At 70.3% G+C, this 16,208-nt stretch carries 20 protein-coding genes; 11 read left to right on the forward strand and 9 right to left on the reverse strand.

Features of this window, described 5'->3' with window-relative positions:
- From H7I41_RS22115 to H7I41_RS22125, 3 genes are all read left to right on the forward strand, one after another.
- Window positions 1–315, forward strand: a 315-nt coding sequence (locus tag H7I41_RS22115) for a glycosyltransferase family protein (RefSeq protein WP_505011370.1), incomplete at its 5' end; no start/stop codon positions are given.
- Window positions 316–335: 20 nt separating this feature from the next.
- Complete coding sequence (locus H7I41_RS22120; protein WP_264014811.1) at window positions 336–977, forward strand: TIGR04282 family arsenosugar biosynthesis glycosyltransferase; 642 nt, start codon at window positions 336–338, stop codon at window positions 975–977.
- Between the two features lie 3 nt (window positions 978–980).
- Entirely contained in the window at window positions 981–1,610 is a 630-nt protein-coding gene (locus H7I41_RS22125) for a methyltransferase domain-containing protein (RefSeq protein WP_264014770.1), read from the forward strand.
- Here H7I41_RS22125 and H7I41_RS22130 read toward each other — a convergent pair.
- From H7I41_RS22130 to H7I41_RS22150, 5 genes are all read right to left on the reverse strand, one after another.
- Entirely contained in the window at window positions 1,591–2,079 is a 489-nt protein-coding gene (locus H7I41_RS22130; RefSeq protein WP_264014771.1) for a hypothetical protein, read from the reverse strand. The two genes, H7I41_RS22125 and H7I41_RS22130, sit on opposite strands and share 20 nt — an antisense overlap.
- A 1-nt stretch (window position 2,080) precedes the next feature.
- Complete coding sequence (locus H7I41_RS22135) at window positions 2,081–3,343, reverse strand: molybdopterin-dependent oxidoreductase (RefSeq protein WP_264014772.1); 1,263 nt, start codon at window positions 3,341–3,343, stop codon at window positions 2,081–2,083.
- A gap of 70 nt (window positions 3,344–3,413) precedes the next feature.
- The gene (locus H7I41_RS22140) at window positions 3,414–4,199 is read right to left on the reverse strand and encodes an SDR family NAD(P)-dependent oxidoreductase (RefSeq protein ID WP_264014773.1); all 786 of its coding nucleotides are present in this window, start codon (window positions 4,197–4,199) and stop codon (window positions 3,414–3,416) included.
- Window positions 4,200–4,247: 48 nt separating this feature from the next.
- Window positions 4,248–5,603, reverse strand: coding sequence for a hypothetical protein (locus H7I41_RS22145; protein ID WP_264014774.1), 1,356 nt, complete (start codon window positions 5,601–5,603; stop codon window positions 4,248–4,250).
- A 65-nt stretch (window positions 5,604–5,668) separates the two neighbouring features.
- Complete coding sequence (locus H7I41_RS22150) at window positions 5,669–6,343, reverse strand: GntR family transcriptional regulator (RefSeq protein WP_264014812.1); 675 nt, start codon at window positions 6,341–6,343, stop codon at window positions 5,669–5,671.
- A gap of 145 nt (window positions 6,344–6,488) precedes the next feature.
- Here H7I41_RS22150 and H7I41_RS22155 point away from each other — a divergent pair, with 145 nt between their 5' ends.
- From H7I41_RS22155 to H7I41_RS22175, 5 genes are read left to right on the forward strand one after another with little or no spacing between them, the layout of a single operon-like run.
- Complete coding sequence (locus H7I41_RS22155) at window positions 6,489–7,169, forward strand: phosphonatase-like hydrolase (protein WP_264014775.1); 681 nt, start codon at window positions 6,489–6,491, stop codon at window positions 7,167–7,169.
- Window positions 7,170–7,195: 26 nt separating this feature from the next.
- Entirely contained in the window at window positions 7,196–8,173 is a 978-nt protein-coding gene (locus tag H7I41_RS22160) for a phosphate/phosphite/phosphonate ABC transporter substrate-binding protein (protein ID WP_264014776.1), read from the forward strand.
- Window positions 8,174–8,175: 2 nt separating this feature from the next.
- Entirely contained in the window at window positions 8,176–9,009 is an 834-nt protein-coding gene (gene phnC / locus H7I41_RS22165) for a phosphonate ABC transporter ATP-binding protein (protein ID WP_264014777.1), read from the forward strand.
- Window positions 9,006–10,607, forward strand: a complete 1,602-nt coding sequence (gene phnE, locus H7I41_RS22170; protein ID WP_264014778.1) for a phosphonate ABC transporter, permease protein PhnE — start codon at window positions 9,006–9,008, stop codon at window positions 10,605–10,607. The genes phnC and phnE overlap by 4 nt, the downstream gene beginning before the upstream one ends.
- Window positions 10,583–11,581 carry a zinc-binding dehydrogenase gene (locus H7I41_RS22175; protein WP_264014779.1) on the forward strand — a complete coding sequence of 333 codons (999 nt, stop codon included), beginning with the start codon at window positions 10,583–10,585 and terminating at the stop codon, window positions 11,579–11,581. The genes phnE and H7I41_RS22175 overlap by 25 nt, the downstream gene beginning before the upstream one ends.
- Window positions 11,582–11,586: 5 nt before the next feature.
- Here H7I41_RS22175 and H7I41_RS22180 read toward each other — a convergent pair whose 3' ends face one another.
- Genes H7I41_RS22180 through H7I41_RS22190 form a run of 3 tightly spaced genes read right to left on the reverse strand, consistent with a single transcriptional unit; the run spans window position 11,587 to window position 13,685 of the window.
- Window positions 11,587–12,201, reverse strand: coding sequence for an MSMEG_1061 family FMN-dependent PPOX-type flavoprotein (locus H7I41_RS22180; RefSeq protein WP_264014780.1), 615 nt, complete (start codon window positions 12,199–12,201; stop codon window positions 11,587–11,589).
- A gap of 42 nt (window positions 12,202–12,243) precedes the next feature.
- Window positions 12,244–13,332 (reverse strand): o-succinylbenzoate--CoA ligase, encoded by a 1,089-nt coding sequence (gene menE / locus H7I41_RS22185; RefSeq protein ID WP_264014813.1) that lies wholly within the window; start codon window positions 13,330–13,332, stop codon window positions 12,244–12,246.
- Window positions 13,333–13,382: 50 nt separating this feature from the next.
- Entirely contained in the window at window positions 13,383–13,685 is a 303-nt protein-coding gene (locus tag H7I41_RS22190; protein WP_264014781.1) for a DUF3349 domain-containing protein, read from the reverse strand.
- Between the two features lie 233 nt (window positions 13,686–13,918).
- Here H7I41_RS22190 and H7I41_RS22195 point away from each other — a divergent pair, with 233 nt between their 5' ends.
- The 3 genes from H7I41_RS22195 to H7I41_RS22205 are packed head-to-tail and all read left to right on the forward strand — an operon-like array spanning window position 13,919 to window position 15,784.
- Window positions 13,919–15,163 (forward strand): inorganic phosphate transporter, encoded by a 1,245-nt coding sequence (locus H7I41_RS22195; protein WP_264014782.1) that lies wholly within the window; start codon window positions 13,919–13,921, stop codon window positions 15,161–15,163.
- A 20-nt stretch (window positions 15,164–15,183) separates the two neighbouring features.
- Window positions 15,184–15,468 carry a hypothetical protein gene (locus H7I41_RS22200; RefSeq protein ID WP_264014783.1) on the forward strand — a complete coding sequence of 95 codons (285 nt, stop codon included), beginning with the start codon at window positions 15,184–15,186 and terminating at the stop codon, window positions 15,466–15,468.
- A 10-nt stretch (window positions 15,469–15,478) separates the two neighbouring features.
- Window positions 15,479–15,784, forward strand: a complete 306-nt coding sequence (locus tag H7I41_RS22205) for a DUF3349 domain-containing protein (protein ID WP_264014784.1) — start codon at window positions 15,479–15,481, stop codon at window positions 15,782–15,784.
- A gap of 11 nt (window positions 15,785–15,795) precedes the next feature.
- On the opposite strand, the gene H7I41_RS22210 is transcribed toward H7I41_RS22205, so the two are convergent.
- Window positions 15,796–16,167 carry a VOC family protein gene (locus H7I41_RS22210; RefSeq protein ID WP_264014785.1) on the reverse strand — a complete coding sequence of 124 codons (372 nt, stop codon included), beginning with the start codon at window positions 16,165–16,167 and terminating at the stop codon, window positions 15,796–15,798.
- Window positions 16,168–16,208 lie beyond the last annotated feature (41 nt).

Here is a 16,208-nt window from a genome sequence, read left to right on the forward strand (position 1 = left end):
GGGCTGCGCTGGCCGTGGCACGCCCGGCTGGGAACGGCGGCGGTGTGCTGGCGGCTGCGGCAGCGGCACGGGCTGGCCGTGCACGACATCGCGCCGATGCGGGTCGCGCGCCGCGACGCCCTGCTGGCGCTGGGTGTCGTCGATCGGCGTTCCGGGTACCCGGTGGAACTGCTGGTCCGAGCTGCCGCTGCGGGCTGGCGAGTGACCGAATGCGACGTCTCCTACGGGCCGCGCACCGGGGGCAGGTCCAAGGTCAGCGGCTCGCTGCGCGGCAGTGTGGTCGCCGGGCTCGACTTCTGGAAGAGGATCTCGTGATCCCGGTGACGCTGCTGGTGATGGCCAAGGCCCCGGTGCCCGGCCTGGCCAAGACGCGGCTGGCGCACACGATCGGCAACCATCTCGCCGCGGTCGTCGCCGCGGCGGCGCTGCTCGACACGCTCGACGCGGTGTGCCTGGCCGGCGTGCGGTCACGGGTGGTCGCGCTGACTGGTGACCTCGACAGCGCCGCCTGCAGTGCCGAGATCAGGGAACGGCTGGCCGACTTCACGGTCATCGCGCAGCGCGGTGACACGTTCGCCGACCGGCTAGCCAACGCCCACGCCGATGCGGCCGCCGCAACGGACGGCGCCCCGGTGCTGCAGATCGGCATGGACACCCCGCAGGTCACCGGCGAGCTGCTGACCCGCTGCGCCGGCCGGCTGCTCGATGCCGAGGCGTTGTTGGGGATGGCCGTCGACGGCGGCTGGTGGGTGCTCGGCGTGCGATCGGCGGCGTCGGCCGACTGCCTGCGTCAGGTGCCGATGTCGCAGTCCGACACCGGCGCGCTCACCCGGCAGGCGCTACAGCACAAGGGACTGGAGGTCACGATGGTCGACGAACTCGCCGACGTCGACACCGCGGCGGACGTCGACGCGGTCCGGCGACGTTGTCACCCCGGCGCGAGGTTCCCGTTCGCGACCGCGGCGGCGGGACTGTAGCCGATGCTGGGAAACCTCTACGACCGCGCCCTGGACGGCGAACGATGTTGGCTGAGAAGCGATGATGGAGATGTGCGGACCCTGCCGGTGCGCAGCTGGCTCGGCGGCAGGCATGCCGACCAGGCATTCGACGAGGCGATCGTCGACCTGTGCGAGGGGCCGACGATCGACCTGGGTTGCGGGCCGGGGCGTCTGGTGGTCGACCTGATCAAGCGTGGGATCCCCGCCCTCGGTGTGGATCAGTCGGCGACGGCGGTGGAGCTGGCCCGCCGCAACGGCGCGCCTGCGCTGCGGCGCGACGTCTTCGGCGAATTGCCCGGTACGGGGCGCTGGCAGACGGCGCTGCTGGCCGACGGCAACGTCGGCCTCGGCGGCGATCCGCGGCGGGTGCTGCGCCGGGCGGCAGAGCTGCTGCGTCCCGACGGCCGCTGTGTGGTCGAGTTCGACGCGTTGGCAACGGGTGTGTGTGCGCGCATGGTGCGGCTCGAGTCGTCCGAGACGATCGGGCCGTGGTTCCGGTGGGCGTCGGTCGGCATCGACTGTGCGGCGGCGCTGGCCGACGAAGTGGGCCTGGCGTTGGCGTCGATCCATCCGGTCGGCCGTCGGGTGGTCGCTATTCTGGTGTCGCCGTAGAGGATCGACGTGTGGTGGCCAGCCTGACCCCGTAGACGACGGCGCTCGCGCCGAACATCGCGGCGGTGAGCAGCAGCCAGCGGCCGAGAAACGGTTCCTGCGTCTGTCCGGTGGCGGCGGTGTACGCGGGCCCGCCCTGGGCGATGATGCCGGGTAGGAACATCAACAGGGTCAGCCCGGCGCCGAGCGCGGGGATGCGTAGGTGGTTCAGTACCGGAACGGGTACCGGGATGCGCCGTGTCATCGTGAGCACGCGGTCGGCGAGCGCGTACAGCGGGAACAGCACCAGGTCGTGCAGGATCACCGCGGCGGCGAACCACACGGCGATCGACTGCCACCACACGTTCGGATTCCACAGCGCGCGCCAGCCGATCGTCGCGATCACCGCGCCGAAGAGCGTGAAACCGGCGATCAGCGTGAGCAGGTGCAGCGGATGCGAGCCGTACACCGCACGGAACCGGGCGACCATCTCAGCGCCTCACGAAGTCGATGCCGGACACCCACTTGGTGTTGTGCACACCCGGCAGCGCCGGCACGATGACCCGCGCGGGATAGCCGTGATCGAGCGAAAGTTCGGCGCCGTTGACCCGCAGCGCCAGCAGCGCGTCGGGGTGTGTGACCTGGTTGGCTTGCAGCGCAGCACGATTGAAGGCGCCCCGGCGTTCCACCGAGAACACCCTGGCCGACGCCGGGGTCGGCACGCCCGCCCGCTGCGCCAGGTCGCGCAGCCGCACGCCGGTCCAGGTCTCGGTGGTCGACCAGCCCTCGACGCAGGCGATGGGCAGCCGCGCGGTGTGCTGCGGCATCGCACGCAACGCCGCCAGGTCGAGGACGACGGGTGCGGGTCCGCCTCGCAGTGTGAGCCGCCAAGCCGCGCCGGTGTTCTGGGCCGTGATGCGCGCGGCGGCCGCGGTGCGGTTGACCTGGAAGTCGTTGGGCCCGTCCCCACGGCTGCGGCCGCGCGGCAGCAGCAGGGCCGCCTGACGGGTGACACCGCCGAGGGTCTGGCCGGCCGTCAGCACGGCGACCAGCAGGGCGCCGCCGCCGACGAGGGCGAGCGCGCCGCGGCGGCTCACCGTCGGTGGCGCGGGGTCGATCGAGACCAGCCCGTCGGCGTCGTAGCGCTCCGGCCGGGTGTCGGCGCGGCTGGTGCGCAACACCTCGCGCATCGGCATCGACCGCAGACCGGCCAGCATCCTGGGCAGCTTGATCGCGACGTGGACGACGAAGCCGGCGATGAACACCCAGGCGCCGAAGTAGTGGGCGGTGTAGAAGCTGAACCCGAAGATGTAGTCGTACTGGATGTTCAGCACGCCGGTGACGATCTCGAACAGGATGCCGCCGACCAGCATCAGCAGTGAAACCCGTTCCAGCAATTGGGCGATCGAGCGGGCGGGCGGCCAGACGAACAATTTCGGGATCACCGACCACAGCTTGGCCAGCACCACCGGCACGATGATCAGGCCGAGCCCGACGTGCAGGCCCTGGTTGAGGCGGTACAGCCAGGAGGGGTCGGTGGGCCAGTCGAAGGTCGGCAGCTTCAGCCATCCGACGTCGGCGGGTGCGGCCTGGCCGAACTGCGGCCCGTAGGCGATGTAGGACAGCAGACCGGTCAGGGTGATGATCGGCAGCGCGATCAGCAGGACGGCGCCCAGCGTCGACGTCAGCCAGAGCCCCCGCAGGGGACTGCGCCAGCGCGGGGGACGGTGGCCGCCTTCCGGCCGCTTCGCCATCGGTTCATTGTCGCCCACATCGCGGCTTCCGGCTCCGTCAACTGCAGCGTGTCACCGATCCGTCAGCCGCTCACCGGTTGATGGGAGCGGAGATCAGCCGGCTGCCCACGGCCTTCACCGTGTCGGGCAGCACCCGGCTGACAGTGCCCATGATCTTCGACGACACCCCGCCGCCGACCACCTTCTGGTCGCCGCGCATCAGCGCCTCGAAACCCTGGCGGGCGACCTGCGCGGGATCGTCCTTGCTCATCTTCCCGACGGGAGCGCCGTCGAGGTTGGCGCGGTGGAAGAAGTTGGTGTCGGTGGGGCCGGGCATCAGCGCGGTGATCGTGATGGAGGTGTCCCGCAACTCGTCGCGCAGCGCCTCGGCGAAGGACTGGATGAACGACTTCGACGCGTTGTACACGGTCTGGTATGAGCCGGGCATCATCGACGCCACCGACGAGGTGAACAGCACCTTGCCCTCCTCGCGATTCGCCATGTCCCGCAACACCAGTTTGGCCAGGTGCACGGTGGACCGGACGTTGAGGTCGATGATGCTCAGGTCGTCGGCGAGTTCGGTCTCGATGAACCTGCCGCCGCGGCCGATGCCGGCATTGAGCGCCGCGGCCGACAGCACCCGGCCGCCTTCGATCGCGCTGTGGTAGACGTGCTCGACGCCGTCGGCGGTGCGCAGGTCCGCCTGCACGGCCTGGACGGCGGCGCCGAATTCGGCGAGCCGGCCCGGCACGTCGTTGATGCCGTCGTCCTCGGCGGTGACGACCAGGTCGTAGCCGTGCTGGGCGAATTGCTTCGCCAGTTCGAATCCGATTCCGCTGGAGGCGCCGGTGATGAGCGCGGTGTTGGCTTCAGACATGTCGGTCGGCTACCCGGCCGCAGTGCCGCCAAACTGCCGCGGGCCGAATCACCAATTGGTGAATATGAGGTGGTTCAGCGCCAGTGCTCCGAGCACGTTGAGCGCGAGCCAGTACCGCTGCGCGCGTGGCGGAAGCAGTGCCCCGGCCGCGGTCAGCCAGATCGTGAACGGCAGCCAGATGCGTTCGGTCTCGGCCTTGCTCAACATGCTCAGGTCCGCGCAGACGATGGCGAGCAGTGCGCCGATGAGCACGATGTGCAGTCCGCAGCGACGGCGGATCGCCGCGATGTCGAAGACCCGGCCGATCCCGGCCACGCTGCCGAGGCCGATCGCGCAGATCACCGACGCGAAATTGGCCCAGCCCCAGTACTGGAACGGCCGCTCGACGGCGATACCCTGCCAATAGCGCTCCTGCACAAGGTGGTAGCCGTCGAACCACCAGAAGCCGGCGATGGCGAACGCGCCGACCACGGCGAGTGCGGCGAGCACGGCGGGCACGAACGCGCGCAGGGCGCTGCGCCAGTCGGCCGCACAGACCAGCACCGCGACGGCGAGCAGCGCGATCAGCCCGAGGCCGTAGTTGAGGAAGATGCCCCAGCCCAGCAGCGTGCCCGCCGCTAGTGCGGCCACCTCCGGCCACCGCACGGTGCGGCGGACGGCCAGCGCCAGCAGCGCGAGGCCCCAGGCCGCCACCCCGGCGAAGTAGCCGTCGGCGGACACCGCGATCCAGATCGCCGTCGGGGCGACCGCCACGAACGGCGCAGCCAGCCGCGCGGTGTGCTCGTCGGTGAGCGCGCGGACGGCCACGATGATCGCCGCCGCCGCACTCGAGCCGACCAGCACGCACCACACCCCGGCCCAGCCGCCACCGCCGAGACCGACGCGGTCCAGCCATACGAAGGTCAGCAGCGCGCCCGGCGGGTGACCGGACACGTGGGTGATCCAGGAGTCGGGCTGGAAGTCCAGGATCCGTCCGGCGAACGTGCGGACCATCTCCGGTGCGTCGGTGACGTGCGGCACCTCGAGCAGGTACTCGTGGCGCGCGGTGAGCCTGCCGGCGAAACCGCGCTGCCAGCCGTCGACCATGGCCAGCGCGAACGCCCACGCCGCGGACGTCGCCCACACGGCGAGGGTCAGGACCCGCCACGGCAACCGCTGCGCGAGTGCCGGTCCCCACAGCACCGCGGCGAGCGCGATGACGATCGCCGGCACGGTGCCCCAACCGGTGTGCGCTTCCCACCAGCCGAACACCGGTGACGTGGCGGCGAAGCTGCGGAACCGTTCCGGGGTGGCGTTCAGCAGTGGGGTCACCACGTCGAGGTGAAGGTGCGGGACGACGAATGCGGCCACCAGCAGCAGCACGCCGACGGTGACCGAGGTCGCCTCTCTGCGATACGCCCGCACGACCGCCAGCCTATGGGTTGTGCCGGAGCGGCGGCCTGACCATTCGGTGACGCCGGCCGGGCCGCTCAGGCCCGCATGGTGGTGGTGAACGTCATCCGGTCCCCGCGGTACAGCGACCGGCACCGTTCGATCGGCGTGTCGTCCTGGTCGTAGGAGACGCGATTGATCAGGAACATCGGCGTGCGGGCGTCCACGGCGAGCAGCGCCGCTTCGCGGGCGTCGGGCAGCGTGGTCTCGATGGTGTCGGCCGTGCGGGTGAACGCGATGCCGCGCGCGGTGATCTCCGCGTACAGCGACGTCCGGCTGTCGAACCCGTCGACGAGTCCCGGATAGCGTTGCGCCGGCAGGTAGGTGGTCTCCAGTCCGATGCGGAAGCCGTCGACGATCAGTACCCGTTCGAGCTGCCACACCTGTGCGCCGGGGTCGACGGCGAGGTGGGCGGCCAGCGCGTCGTCGGCCTCCAGGTCGGTCCACCCGAGCAGCAGCCGTTCGGCGCTCAGCCCGCGGGCGCGGGCCGCTTCGGTGTAGGACCCCATCGCCAGCGGCTGCACCAGTTTCGGCCGGGACACCACGGTGCTGCGGCCGCGCCGTTCGATGCGCCCGGCGAGCAGCAGTTCGCGCAGCGCCTGGCGGACCGTCTCGCGGGCGACGTCGAACCGCTCCGCGAGGTCGCGTTCGGAGGGGAACGCCTCGCCCTCGGTCATCCCGTCGAGCAGGCGGTCGAGGTGGGCGCGCACCATCTGGTGCTTGAGGATGCGGGGCTGCACGGCCGTCACGGTTCGACACTGTACCCACTCATGGTCTAGACCAAATGGCCAGCGGGTGTTCACCCGGCGTTCCGCTCACCGGTACCTCGCCGTACGTACCGCGGCCCAAGGTGTCGGTGTGCCGAATCAGACACCCGCCCTGGCAGTCCTCGACATGGCCGGAACCACCGTGGCCGACGACGGGCTGGTCATCCGTGCCTTCGACGAGGCGGCCACCGAGGTCGGTGTGCCGGTCGACGGCGCGGATCGCGAGTACGCGCGGCGCTACGTGCTGGACACCATGGGCCAGTCGAAGATCGAGGTCTTCCGCGCTCTGTTCGGCGCCGAGGAGCGCGCGCAACAGGCCAACGCGGCCTTCGAGAAGACCTACGAACACTATGTCGACGGCGGAGTGCAGCCCATCACCGGTGCGGCGGAGGCCATCTCGCAGCTGCGGTCGGCCGGGGTGAAGGTCGCGCTGACGACCGGGTTCAGCCCCGGCACCCAGCACCGGATCCTGACGGCGCTGGGCTGGGAGGACATCGCCGACCTCACCATCGCCCCCGGCGACGGCGTCCGCGGCAGGCCCCACCCCGACCTGGTGCTCACCGCGCTGATGCGCGCCGGGGTCGACGACGTCGCCCACGTCGCCGTCGCCGGTGACACCGCCAGCGACATCCTGTCCGGCCGTCGAGCCGGCGCCGGCCTGGTCGCGGGCGTGCTGACCGGCGCGCACGACGAGCAGGCGCTGCGCGGCGCAGGCGCCACCCACGTGCTCCGGTCGGTCGCCGACCTGCCGTCCCTCCTCCTCTCCAACTGACCACCCTCCAGCCCGAAGGATTCCTGATGAAGACCCGTGCCCGCCGCTCCGCCCTCACCGCCGCCGCGGTGGTCTCCTCGTTCGCCCTTGCGCTGTCGGGTTGTTCGGGGTCGGACTCCGGCTCCGACGCCAAGACCGGACAGGGTTTCCCCGAGACGCTGACGTTGGCCGCCGTGCCCGCGGAGAACTCCGCGGACCTCAAGGCCAGCTATGAACCGCTGATCAAGCTGCTGGAGAAGGAGACCGGCGCGAAGGTGGAGTTCGTGCAGGCCTCCGACTACGCCGGCGTGGTGGAGGGGATGATCGCCGACAACGTCGACCTGGCCTTCTTCGGGCCGTTCGCCTACGTCGTCGCCGGACTCAACGGGGCCAAGATCACCCCGCTGGGCGCCGTCATCGAGGAGAAGGGCGCGGAGCCGGGTTACCAGTCCTACGGCCTGGCCAAGGCGGACAACGCATCGGTCAACGGCCTCAAGGACTTCGCGGGCAAGAAGGTGTGCTTCGTCGACCCGAGCTCCACCTCGGGCTTCCTGTACCCGTCGGCCGGTCTGATCGAGGAGGGTGTGATCAAATCCGGTTCGGAGGCCGACATCTCGGCGGCGATGACGCCGATCTACGCCGGCGGCCACGATGCGTCGGCGCTGTCGATCAAGTCGGGTGACTGCGACGCCGGCTTCGCCTTCGACAGCATGGTCGACACGACCATGGTCGAGAAGGGCGACCTGGCGCCCGGCGACCTCAAGACCGTCTGGAAGTCCGAGATGATCGCCGGGTCGGTCTTCGCGGCCAACGACGATCTCGGCACCGAGGCCGTCGACAAGCTCAAGAGCCTGTTCACCGAGAAAGCCAACGCCGAGGTCATGCAGAGCGAGGGGTTCTGCGAGGGCGACGGCTGCCTGATCACCGATGAGCGGGCCTGGGGCGTTGTCGCCGTTGACGACTCGGCCTACGACGGGGTGCGCAAGGTGTGCGAGGTCACCGGCTCCGAGAAGTGCAAGAGCTGACGATGAGCACCACCGATCTGCTCCATCCCGACGTGGCAGGCGACGCGGTGGTGGTCGAGGCGCTCAACGTCACCAAGCGGTTCGGTGACACGCTGGCGCTCGACGACGTCTCCGTCGAGGTGCGCCGCAGCGAACTGCTGGTACTGCTCGGCCTCTCCGGCTCGGGCAAGTCCACGCTGCTGCGCTGTCTCAACGGCCTGCATCCGGTCACCTCCGGCACGGTGGATGTCGGGGGCACCCGGGTGGACACGGCGAGCCGGTCGCAGTTGCGGGCGCTGCGGCGCAACGTCGGGTTCGTGTTCCAGCACTTCAACCTCGTCGGGCGGCTCAGCTGCCTGGAGAACGTCTTGATCGGCGGGCTGGGGCGGCTGGGCCTGCCCCGCTACGGCGCTCTGACGTATCCGAAGACGATGCGGGCCGAGGCGCTGGCACACCTGGACCGGGTCGGCCTGGCCGACTTCGCCGAACGCCGCGCCGACACGCTGTCCGGCGGTCAGCAGCAACGGGTGGCCATCGCGCGGACGCTGATGCAGAAGCCCGGCCTGCTGCTGGCCGACGAACCCGTCGCGTCGCTCGACCCCGAGAACGCCGGCGTCGTCATGGATCTGCTGTTCCGGGTCTGTATCGAGGAGAAGCTGACCGTCGTGTGCACCCTGCACCAGGTCGACCTGGCGCTGGGCTGGGCGCACCGCATGGTGGGGCTGCGCAACGGCCGAAAGGTGCTGGACCGCCCCGCCGTCGGCATGACCCGCGACGAAGTGATGGCCATCTACCAGCGTGTCGACCCCGCCCTCGACGTGGACGCGGACTCCTCGGCCGCCCGCCGCGCACCGTGAGCACCGCGCTCCAGGACCGCCCCACCGAACCGGAACCCGCGCGCACCGCGGGCGGCCGAACGCCGCGGCCCGGCCTGCTGCCGACGGTGGCGATCGGCGCCGCCGTCCTGACGCTGGCGTCGGCCTGGTTCATCGACTTCGACCCGGTCACACTGGTCGCCGGCTTCGACAAGGTGGCCGCACTCGTCGAGCGAATGCTGCCGCCCCGCGTCGACGACCCCGGCCGCATCGGGATGCTGGCCTTCGAGACCCTGCTGATGGCGGTGCTCGGCACGGTGCTGGCCGCCGTCGCCTCGGTGCCGCTGGCTTTCCTGGCCGCCCGCAACACCACGCCCCATCCCGCGGTGTACGCCGTCGCGCGCGGGTTCATCACCTTCTGCCGCGCGATGCCCGATCTGCTGTTCGCGGTGCTGTTCGTGCGCGCGCTCGGCATCGGGGTGCTGCCCGGAATCCTGGCGCTGGCACTGCATTCCATCGGCATGCTGGGGAAGCTGTTCGCCGACGCCATCGAGCAGACCGATCCCGGCCCCCGGGAGGCGGTGCGCAGCACCGGTGCCGGCTACTTCCGCGAGATGCTCAACGCGGTGGTGCCACAGGTGGTCCCGTCGTGGATCGGCACCTTCGTCTACCGCATCGACATCAACCTGCGGATGTCGGTGGTGCTGGGCTTCGTCGGCGCGGGCGGCATCGGCTTCGCCCTGCAGGACGCGTTGCGCGGCCTGATCTATCCGCGCGCGCTCGGCATCGTGCTGGTGATCCTGGTGATCATCGCGGCGATGGAGCTCATCGCGATCTGGATCCGCAGCATGCTGCTGGCGCCGACACAGAGCAACCCGCGGCGCGACCGCGTGATGCGATTCGTGTTCTCGGGCCTGCTCGTGGTGACCACGCTCGCCTCGCTGGTCGTGCTGGAGATCAACCCGCTGTCGCTGCTGAGCTGGGTGGGCCCGTCGATCGAGGTGTTCACCCGGATGATCCCGCCGAACTTCGACGCCCTCGGCGCCGACCTGTGGGAGGCGGCGGTGCAGACCGTGGCGATCGGAGTCGTGTCGACGGCCATCGGGGTGGTGCTGTCGATACCGGTGGGAATCGTGGCCGCCCGCAACGTGACTCCGCATCCGGCGGTGTACTGGGTGGCACGTGGCTGGATCCTTCTCGTGCGTGCGGTCCCGGAGCTCATCCTGGCGGTCGTGTTCGTCGCCGCCCTCGGACTGGGGCCGGTCGCCGGCACCTGCGCGCTGGCCATCGCCTCGATCGGCTTCCTGGCCAAGCTGGTCGCCGATGCGGTCGAGGAGATCGACCGCGGCCCGCTGGAGGCGGTGCAGGCCGTGGGCGGAGGCTGGTGGAAGACGGTGTTCGCGGCGGTGATCCCGCAGGCGATGCCGGCGATCGTGGGATCGAGCCTCTACATGCTCGACGTGAACGTGCGTACGTCGACGATCCTGGGCATCGTCGGCGCCGGTGGCATCGGGTACCTGCTCTTCGAGTCGATCCGCACGCTGAACTTCGACGTCGCCGGGGCGATCGTGCTCGTCATCTTCGTGATCGTCTACGCGATCGAGAGGCTGTCCGGATGGATCCGGTCGCGCCTCGTGTGACGCGGGCCGCGGTGTGGACGGCCGACGGCATCGAGCTGCGGCGGGTCGCTGTGCCCGACCTCGGGCCGGGCGACACCTTGGTGCGGGTGTGCCTGGCGACGGTGTGCGGCAGCGATCTGCACACCGTCTCGGGCCGGCGGCCGGGGCCGTGTCCGTCGGTGCTCGGTCATGAGGCGGTCGGCGACGTGGTCACGGGTCCCATGGCGGGCCGGCGGGTCGTCTGGTCGGTGACCGTGTCATGCGGGCGGTGTGCGCGCTGCGCCGGCGGCCGGACGGCGAAGTGCACATCGGTGCGCAAGGTCGGACACGAATCGTTCGACGGTGACTGGCCGCTGTCGGGCGGCTACGCCGACCACATCGTGCTGCCGGCCGGTGCGACGATCGTCGTTGTCCCCGAATCGATACCCGATCGGGTCGCCGCCCCCGCGGCCTGCGCGACGGCGACCGTGATGGCGGCCTTGGAGGCCGCCGGACCCGTCGCCGGGCGCCGGGTGTTGATCTGCGGCGCCGGAATGCTCGGAGTGGCCGCCGCGGCGGCGTGCGACGAGGCCGGCGCCGACGTGCGGGTCGCCGACATCGACCCGCGCCGCCGGGAACTGGCCGGGCGCTTCGGCGGAGCACCCGACACAGGCGGACGGATCGACGTGGCGATCGACTTCTCCGGTGCGTCGACCGCCGTGTCCGCGGCGCTCGGCAGGCTGGACGTCGGAGGAGTGCTGGTGCTCGCCGGCTCGGTGCTACCCGCCCCCGCTGTGGAAGTGGACCCCGAACGTGTTGTACGGCAGTGGCTCACGATCACCGGGGTGCACAACTACGAGCCGCGGCACCTCGAGCAGGCGGTGCGGTTCCTGGAGCGGACGCGCGGCCGCTACCCGTGGGCCGACGTGGTGGCCGACCCCGTCGGCCTCGACCGGCTGTCGACGGTGCTGACGCCCGCGCCGCCGGGCATCCTGCGCGCGTCCGTCGCCCCCTGAGTCGGTCAGTAGAGCATCTTGCGGAGGCTGTCCTCGCTGTAGTAATCGTCCAGCTCCTCCTGGCTCAGCGTCGGCTTGAACGTCTTGGCGAGCTGCGCCACCGACGGCACGACATCGGGTGTCCAGCTCTCCGGCTTCCACGCGTCCGACCGCAGAAAAGCCTTGGAGCAGTGGAAGAACACTTCCTCGACGTCGATCTCCAGCGCGAGGATCGGCCGCTTCCCCTTCACCGCCAGCGCGTCGAAGTAGTCGGCGTCCGCGAGCACCCTGGCGCTGCCGTTGACGCGAAGCGTGTCGCCACGACCGGGGATGACGAACACCGAGCCGACCCGCGGCCGCTCCAGCACGTTGAGGTAGCCGTCGACGCGCTTGTTGCCCGGCCGTTCCGGGATCGCGATCGTCGAGGAGTCGATGATGTGCACGAAGCCGGCCGGATCACCCTTCGGCGACACGTCGACCCGGCCGTCGGCGTCGTAGGTGGCCACGAACCCGAGGCGCGCCGCGCTGAGCCAGTTCTGGTGCACGTCGGAGAGCCGGGGGCTCACTTTATTGGCGACGAAAGAGTTGGGGTGTCCGACGATCGCGCGGAGCTCGTCGACGGTGGTCACTTCTCGGCGCATGCGTCCATCATGCCGGAGCGCGCCAACCGATTATGCCGTCCGTCAGGCGAACCTGGCCGCCAGCGCGCGCCGGTCCAGCTTGCCGATGCCGCGGCGGGGCAGGTCCTCCACGACGTGCACCTCACGGGGCGCTGCGGTGACGTCGAGTGTCTGTGCGACGTGTTCGCGCAGGTCGGCGACCGACGGCGGGGCAGCACCGGCGGTGAGGACGATTGCCGCCACAACGCGCTGACCCAGCCTGTCGTCGGGCACGCCGAAGACCGCGCTGTCCGCGACGGCGGCGTGAGTGGCGAGGGCCGACTCCACCAGTTGCGGCAGCACCGTGAGCCCGCCGGTGCTGATCGCGTCGTCGACCCGGCCGAGCACACGAAGCCGGCCCGAGTCGTCGATGGCGCCGACGTCGTCGGTGCGGAACCAGCCGGACTCGGCGAACGGGTCGGGCTGCACAGGATTGCGGTAGCCCTTGGCCACCGTGGCGCCGCCCAGCACGACGCGCGAGTCGTCGAGTCGCAACCGCACTCCCTCGAGCGGCAGGCCGTCGTACACGCAGCCGCCGGCGGTCTCGCTCATGCCGTACGTCCGCACCACCGAAACACCTGCGGCCGCAGCGCGTTCGGCCAGGCCGGCGGGCATCGGTCCACCGCCGACCAGGACACCGTCCAGCTCGGCCAGTGCCGCTGCCGCGGCCGGTGAGCGCAGCGCCTTATCCAACTGCACGGCCACCACTGAGGCATAGCGTCGGCCGGAACCCATCGCCCGCACCGCGGCGGGCAGGTCGGCCGGATCGACGTCCGCAGGCACCGCGACCGGATCCGCGCCCGCGACGACGCTGCGGACCAGCACCTGCAGGCCCGCCACGTGATAGGCGGGCAGGGCGAGCAGCCAGCGACCGGCGCCGCCCAGCCGGAGATGCGTCGCCTCGGCACTCGCGACCAGCGCCGCGGCGGTCAGCATCGCCCCCTTCGGCGTGCCCGTGGTGCCCGACGTGGCCACCACCACGGCGACGTCGTCGTCGATCGGTTCGCCGGCACGCAAAGCCGTTGTCAGCACGGCGGTCTGGCGATCGTCGTGAGCGGGCACCGGTAGCAGGGCGGCGCCGCGGCCTGCCAGCGCGTCCGCCACGTCGGGCAGGACCGAGGTGGCCGAATCGCCAAGGCCGATCGGCAGGGCGCGCAGGACGGCTATTCGTCCTCCCCGGCGTCACGCGCATCGTCGAGTGGCCAGCCCTGTTCGGCCAGCCGGGACCGGACCCGCTCGATGTCCTCGGGTACGGGCAGTTCGTCGGTGAACTGGGTGATGAGGACTCCGATGTCGACGTGGTCGAACTCGCCGCGATCGATGAGATCCTGCGTGAGGGTGCGGACCTCGTCGTCGGAGAGACGACGGCGCAGCAGCGCCAGCAGGGGCACCCGGTCGGGCCCGGGCACACCCTCGGGATAGCCCGCGGTGATCCACGCGGCGATCTTCGCCAGGAACTTGGTCACGGTGTCACTTCGGCTGTCACTTCCGACGACGTTCGGTTGCTTCGATGGTAGTGCCGAACCCGCAAATCGGGCGTCCGGACCCAAGCTGGGAGCTTGCTGTGCGTCCGATGGGGAGACGCCGGATGAACATCAGGTGAACAGCTCTCGGGATCAGGTAAAGCCCCTGCTCATCCACCGGTTTACGGGCGCGCGTCGTTAGCGGATTTCGCTGAGAGTCCCTCAGAATCAACGGCATGAGCTCAGAGCTGATCATCCTGGTGCTGCTGATAGCAACAGCACTGGCGTTCGACTTCACCAACGGGTTCCACGACACCGGGAATGCGATGGCGACCTCGATCGCGACCCGGGCGCTGAAGCCGAAGACGGCGGTGCTGCTGGCCGGGGTGCTCAACCTCGTCGGCGCGTTCCTGTCGGTCGAGGTGGCCCTCACCGTCACCACCTCGGTGCTGAAGATCCAGGACAGCAAGACCGGCACGCTGCTGCCGAACATCGACGCGTCGATGGGCCTGACGATCATCTTCGCCGGCCTCATCGGCGGCATCCTGTGGAACCTGTTGACGTGGCTGTTCGGCATTCCGTCGAGTTCCTCGCACGCACTCTTCGGCGGCCTCATCGGCGCGGGCCTGGCCGCCGTCGGACTCGCAGGCATCAACTGGGCGGGCGTCACGCAGAAGGTGCTGATCCCCGCCGTCGCGGCGCCGGTGATCGCCGGCCTCGTCGCGGGATGCGGAACCTGGCTGGTCTACCGGATCACCCGGAAGGTCTTCGCGAAGCGCCGCGAGGACGGCTTCCGCTGGGGCCAGATCGCCACCGCGTCGCTCGTCGCCCTGTCGCACGGCACCAACGACGCGCAGAAGACGATGGGCGTCATCGCGCTCGCACTCATCACCACCGGCCACCTCACCGGCGACGTGAAGGAGAACGGCCTGCCGTTCTGGATCATCGCCTCCTGCGCCATCGCGATCGGCCTCGGCACCTACCTCGGTGGCTGGCGCGTCATCCGCACCCTGGGCAAGGGACTCGTGGAGATCGAGTCGCCGCAGGGCTTCGCCGCCGAGGCGTCGTCGGCCGCGATCATCCTCAGCTCGAGCGCGGCGGGCATGGCGCTGTCCACCACCCACGTGGCCACCGGTTCGATCCTGGGCAGCGGCGTCGGCAAGCCGGGCGCCCAGGTGCGCTGGGCGGTCGCCGGACGGATGGCGCTGGCCTGGCTGGTCACGCTCCCCGCGGCCGGACTCGTTGGCGCACTGTCGTTCTGGATCTCCCACACCGTCGCCGGCTTCACCACACAGCTGGTGGGTGACGGCCTGATCTTCCTGATCCTGGTCGGTCTGTCCGCCTACATGTGGTGGCGTGCCCAGCAGCAGAAGGTCGACCACAGCAACGTCAACGCCGACTGGGACGACACCACGAACTCCGTGGTCCCCGCGGAGCTGCGCGAGGCGACCGAGTCCACCAAGCCCGCCGCGACGGTCTGACGGCGAGAACAGGAAACCCCATGATCTATCTGGAGAGCGTCCTCAAGGTGTTGGTGATCGGTCTCATCCTCGGCGCCGGTCTGCCCGCGATCTTCGCCTACGGCCTGGTGGCCTACTCGGCCGGAGCGGGCAACGTCGAGGCGGACGGCACCACCCGGGCGCCCAACCCGGCGCTGAAGTTCCTCGGCCTCGCACTGTTCACCGTGGTCGCCGCGGTGATCGTCATCGCACTGCTGTGGATCACCCGGACCACGATCGAGCACCACTTCGGATTCAATCCCGTCCCGTTCATCCCGGCTAAGTGAGGCACAAGCGATGACAGAGAACCAAGGCGTTCTGGACAATGTGCTCGCGTGGCTGCACGACGGCTACCCGCAGGGGGTGCCGCAGAAGGACTACTTCCCGCTGCTCGCGCTGCTGAAGCGCTCGCTGTCGGAGGACGAGGTGGTCAAGGCCGCCCAGTCCGTGCTCCGGTCCACCGAATCGGACTCCGTGACCGAGGCCGAGATCCGCGCCGCAGTGCAGGCCGTCATCGACAAGGAGCCCAATCCCGAGGAGATCCACCAGGTGGCCTCCCGGCTGGCCTCGGTGGGATGGCCGCTGGCGGCGCCCGCACGCTGACCGATCCGGCGTCAGTCTCTGGTGTCGCGGCGCAGCGGATGGTCTTCGGGGACCTGGACGAAGATCAGGGTGACGCCGTCGGGGTCGGTGACGTGCATCTCGTGCAGTCCCCATGGCTCCTGGCGGGCCTCGCGGGCGATCGGCACGCCGCGGCCGGTCAGTTCGGCCTGCGTCGCGTGGACGTCGCGGACCTGCAGCCACATCGTCCCGCAGGCGTCCGGACCGCCGTGTGAGGCCAGTTCGATGAGTGACTGGCCGGCGTAGAAGACCGTGCCCGCGCCGTAGTCCCGGGCGATCGCCAGGCCGATCTCATCGCGGTAGAACGCCAAGGACCGCTGATAGTCCGCCGGGCGGAGCAGCATCCGGCTGGCCAGGATCTCCATGGGTCGTGTCTACCACCCGGACAAAAGCCCGAATCCGCCCG

The organism is [Mycobacterium] manitobense, assembly GCF_025821665.1.
GTDB classification, from domain to species: Bacteria; Actinomycetota; Actinomycetes; order Mycobacteriales; family Mycobacteriaceae; genus Mycobacterium; species Mycobacterium arseniciresistens.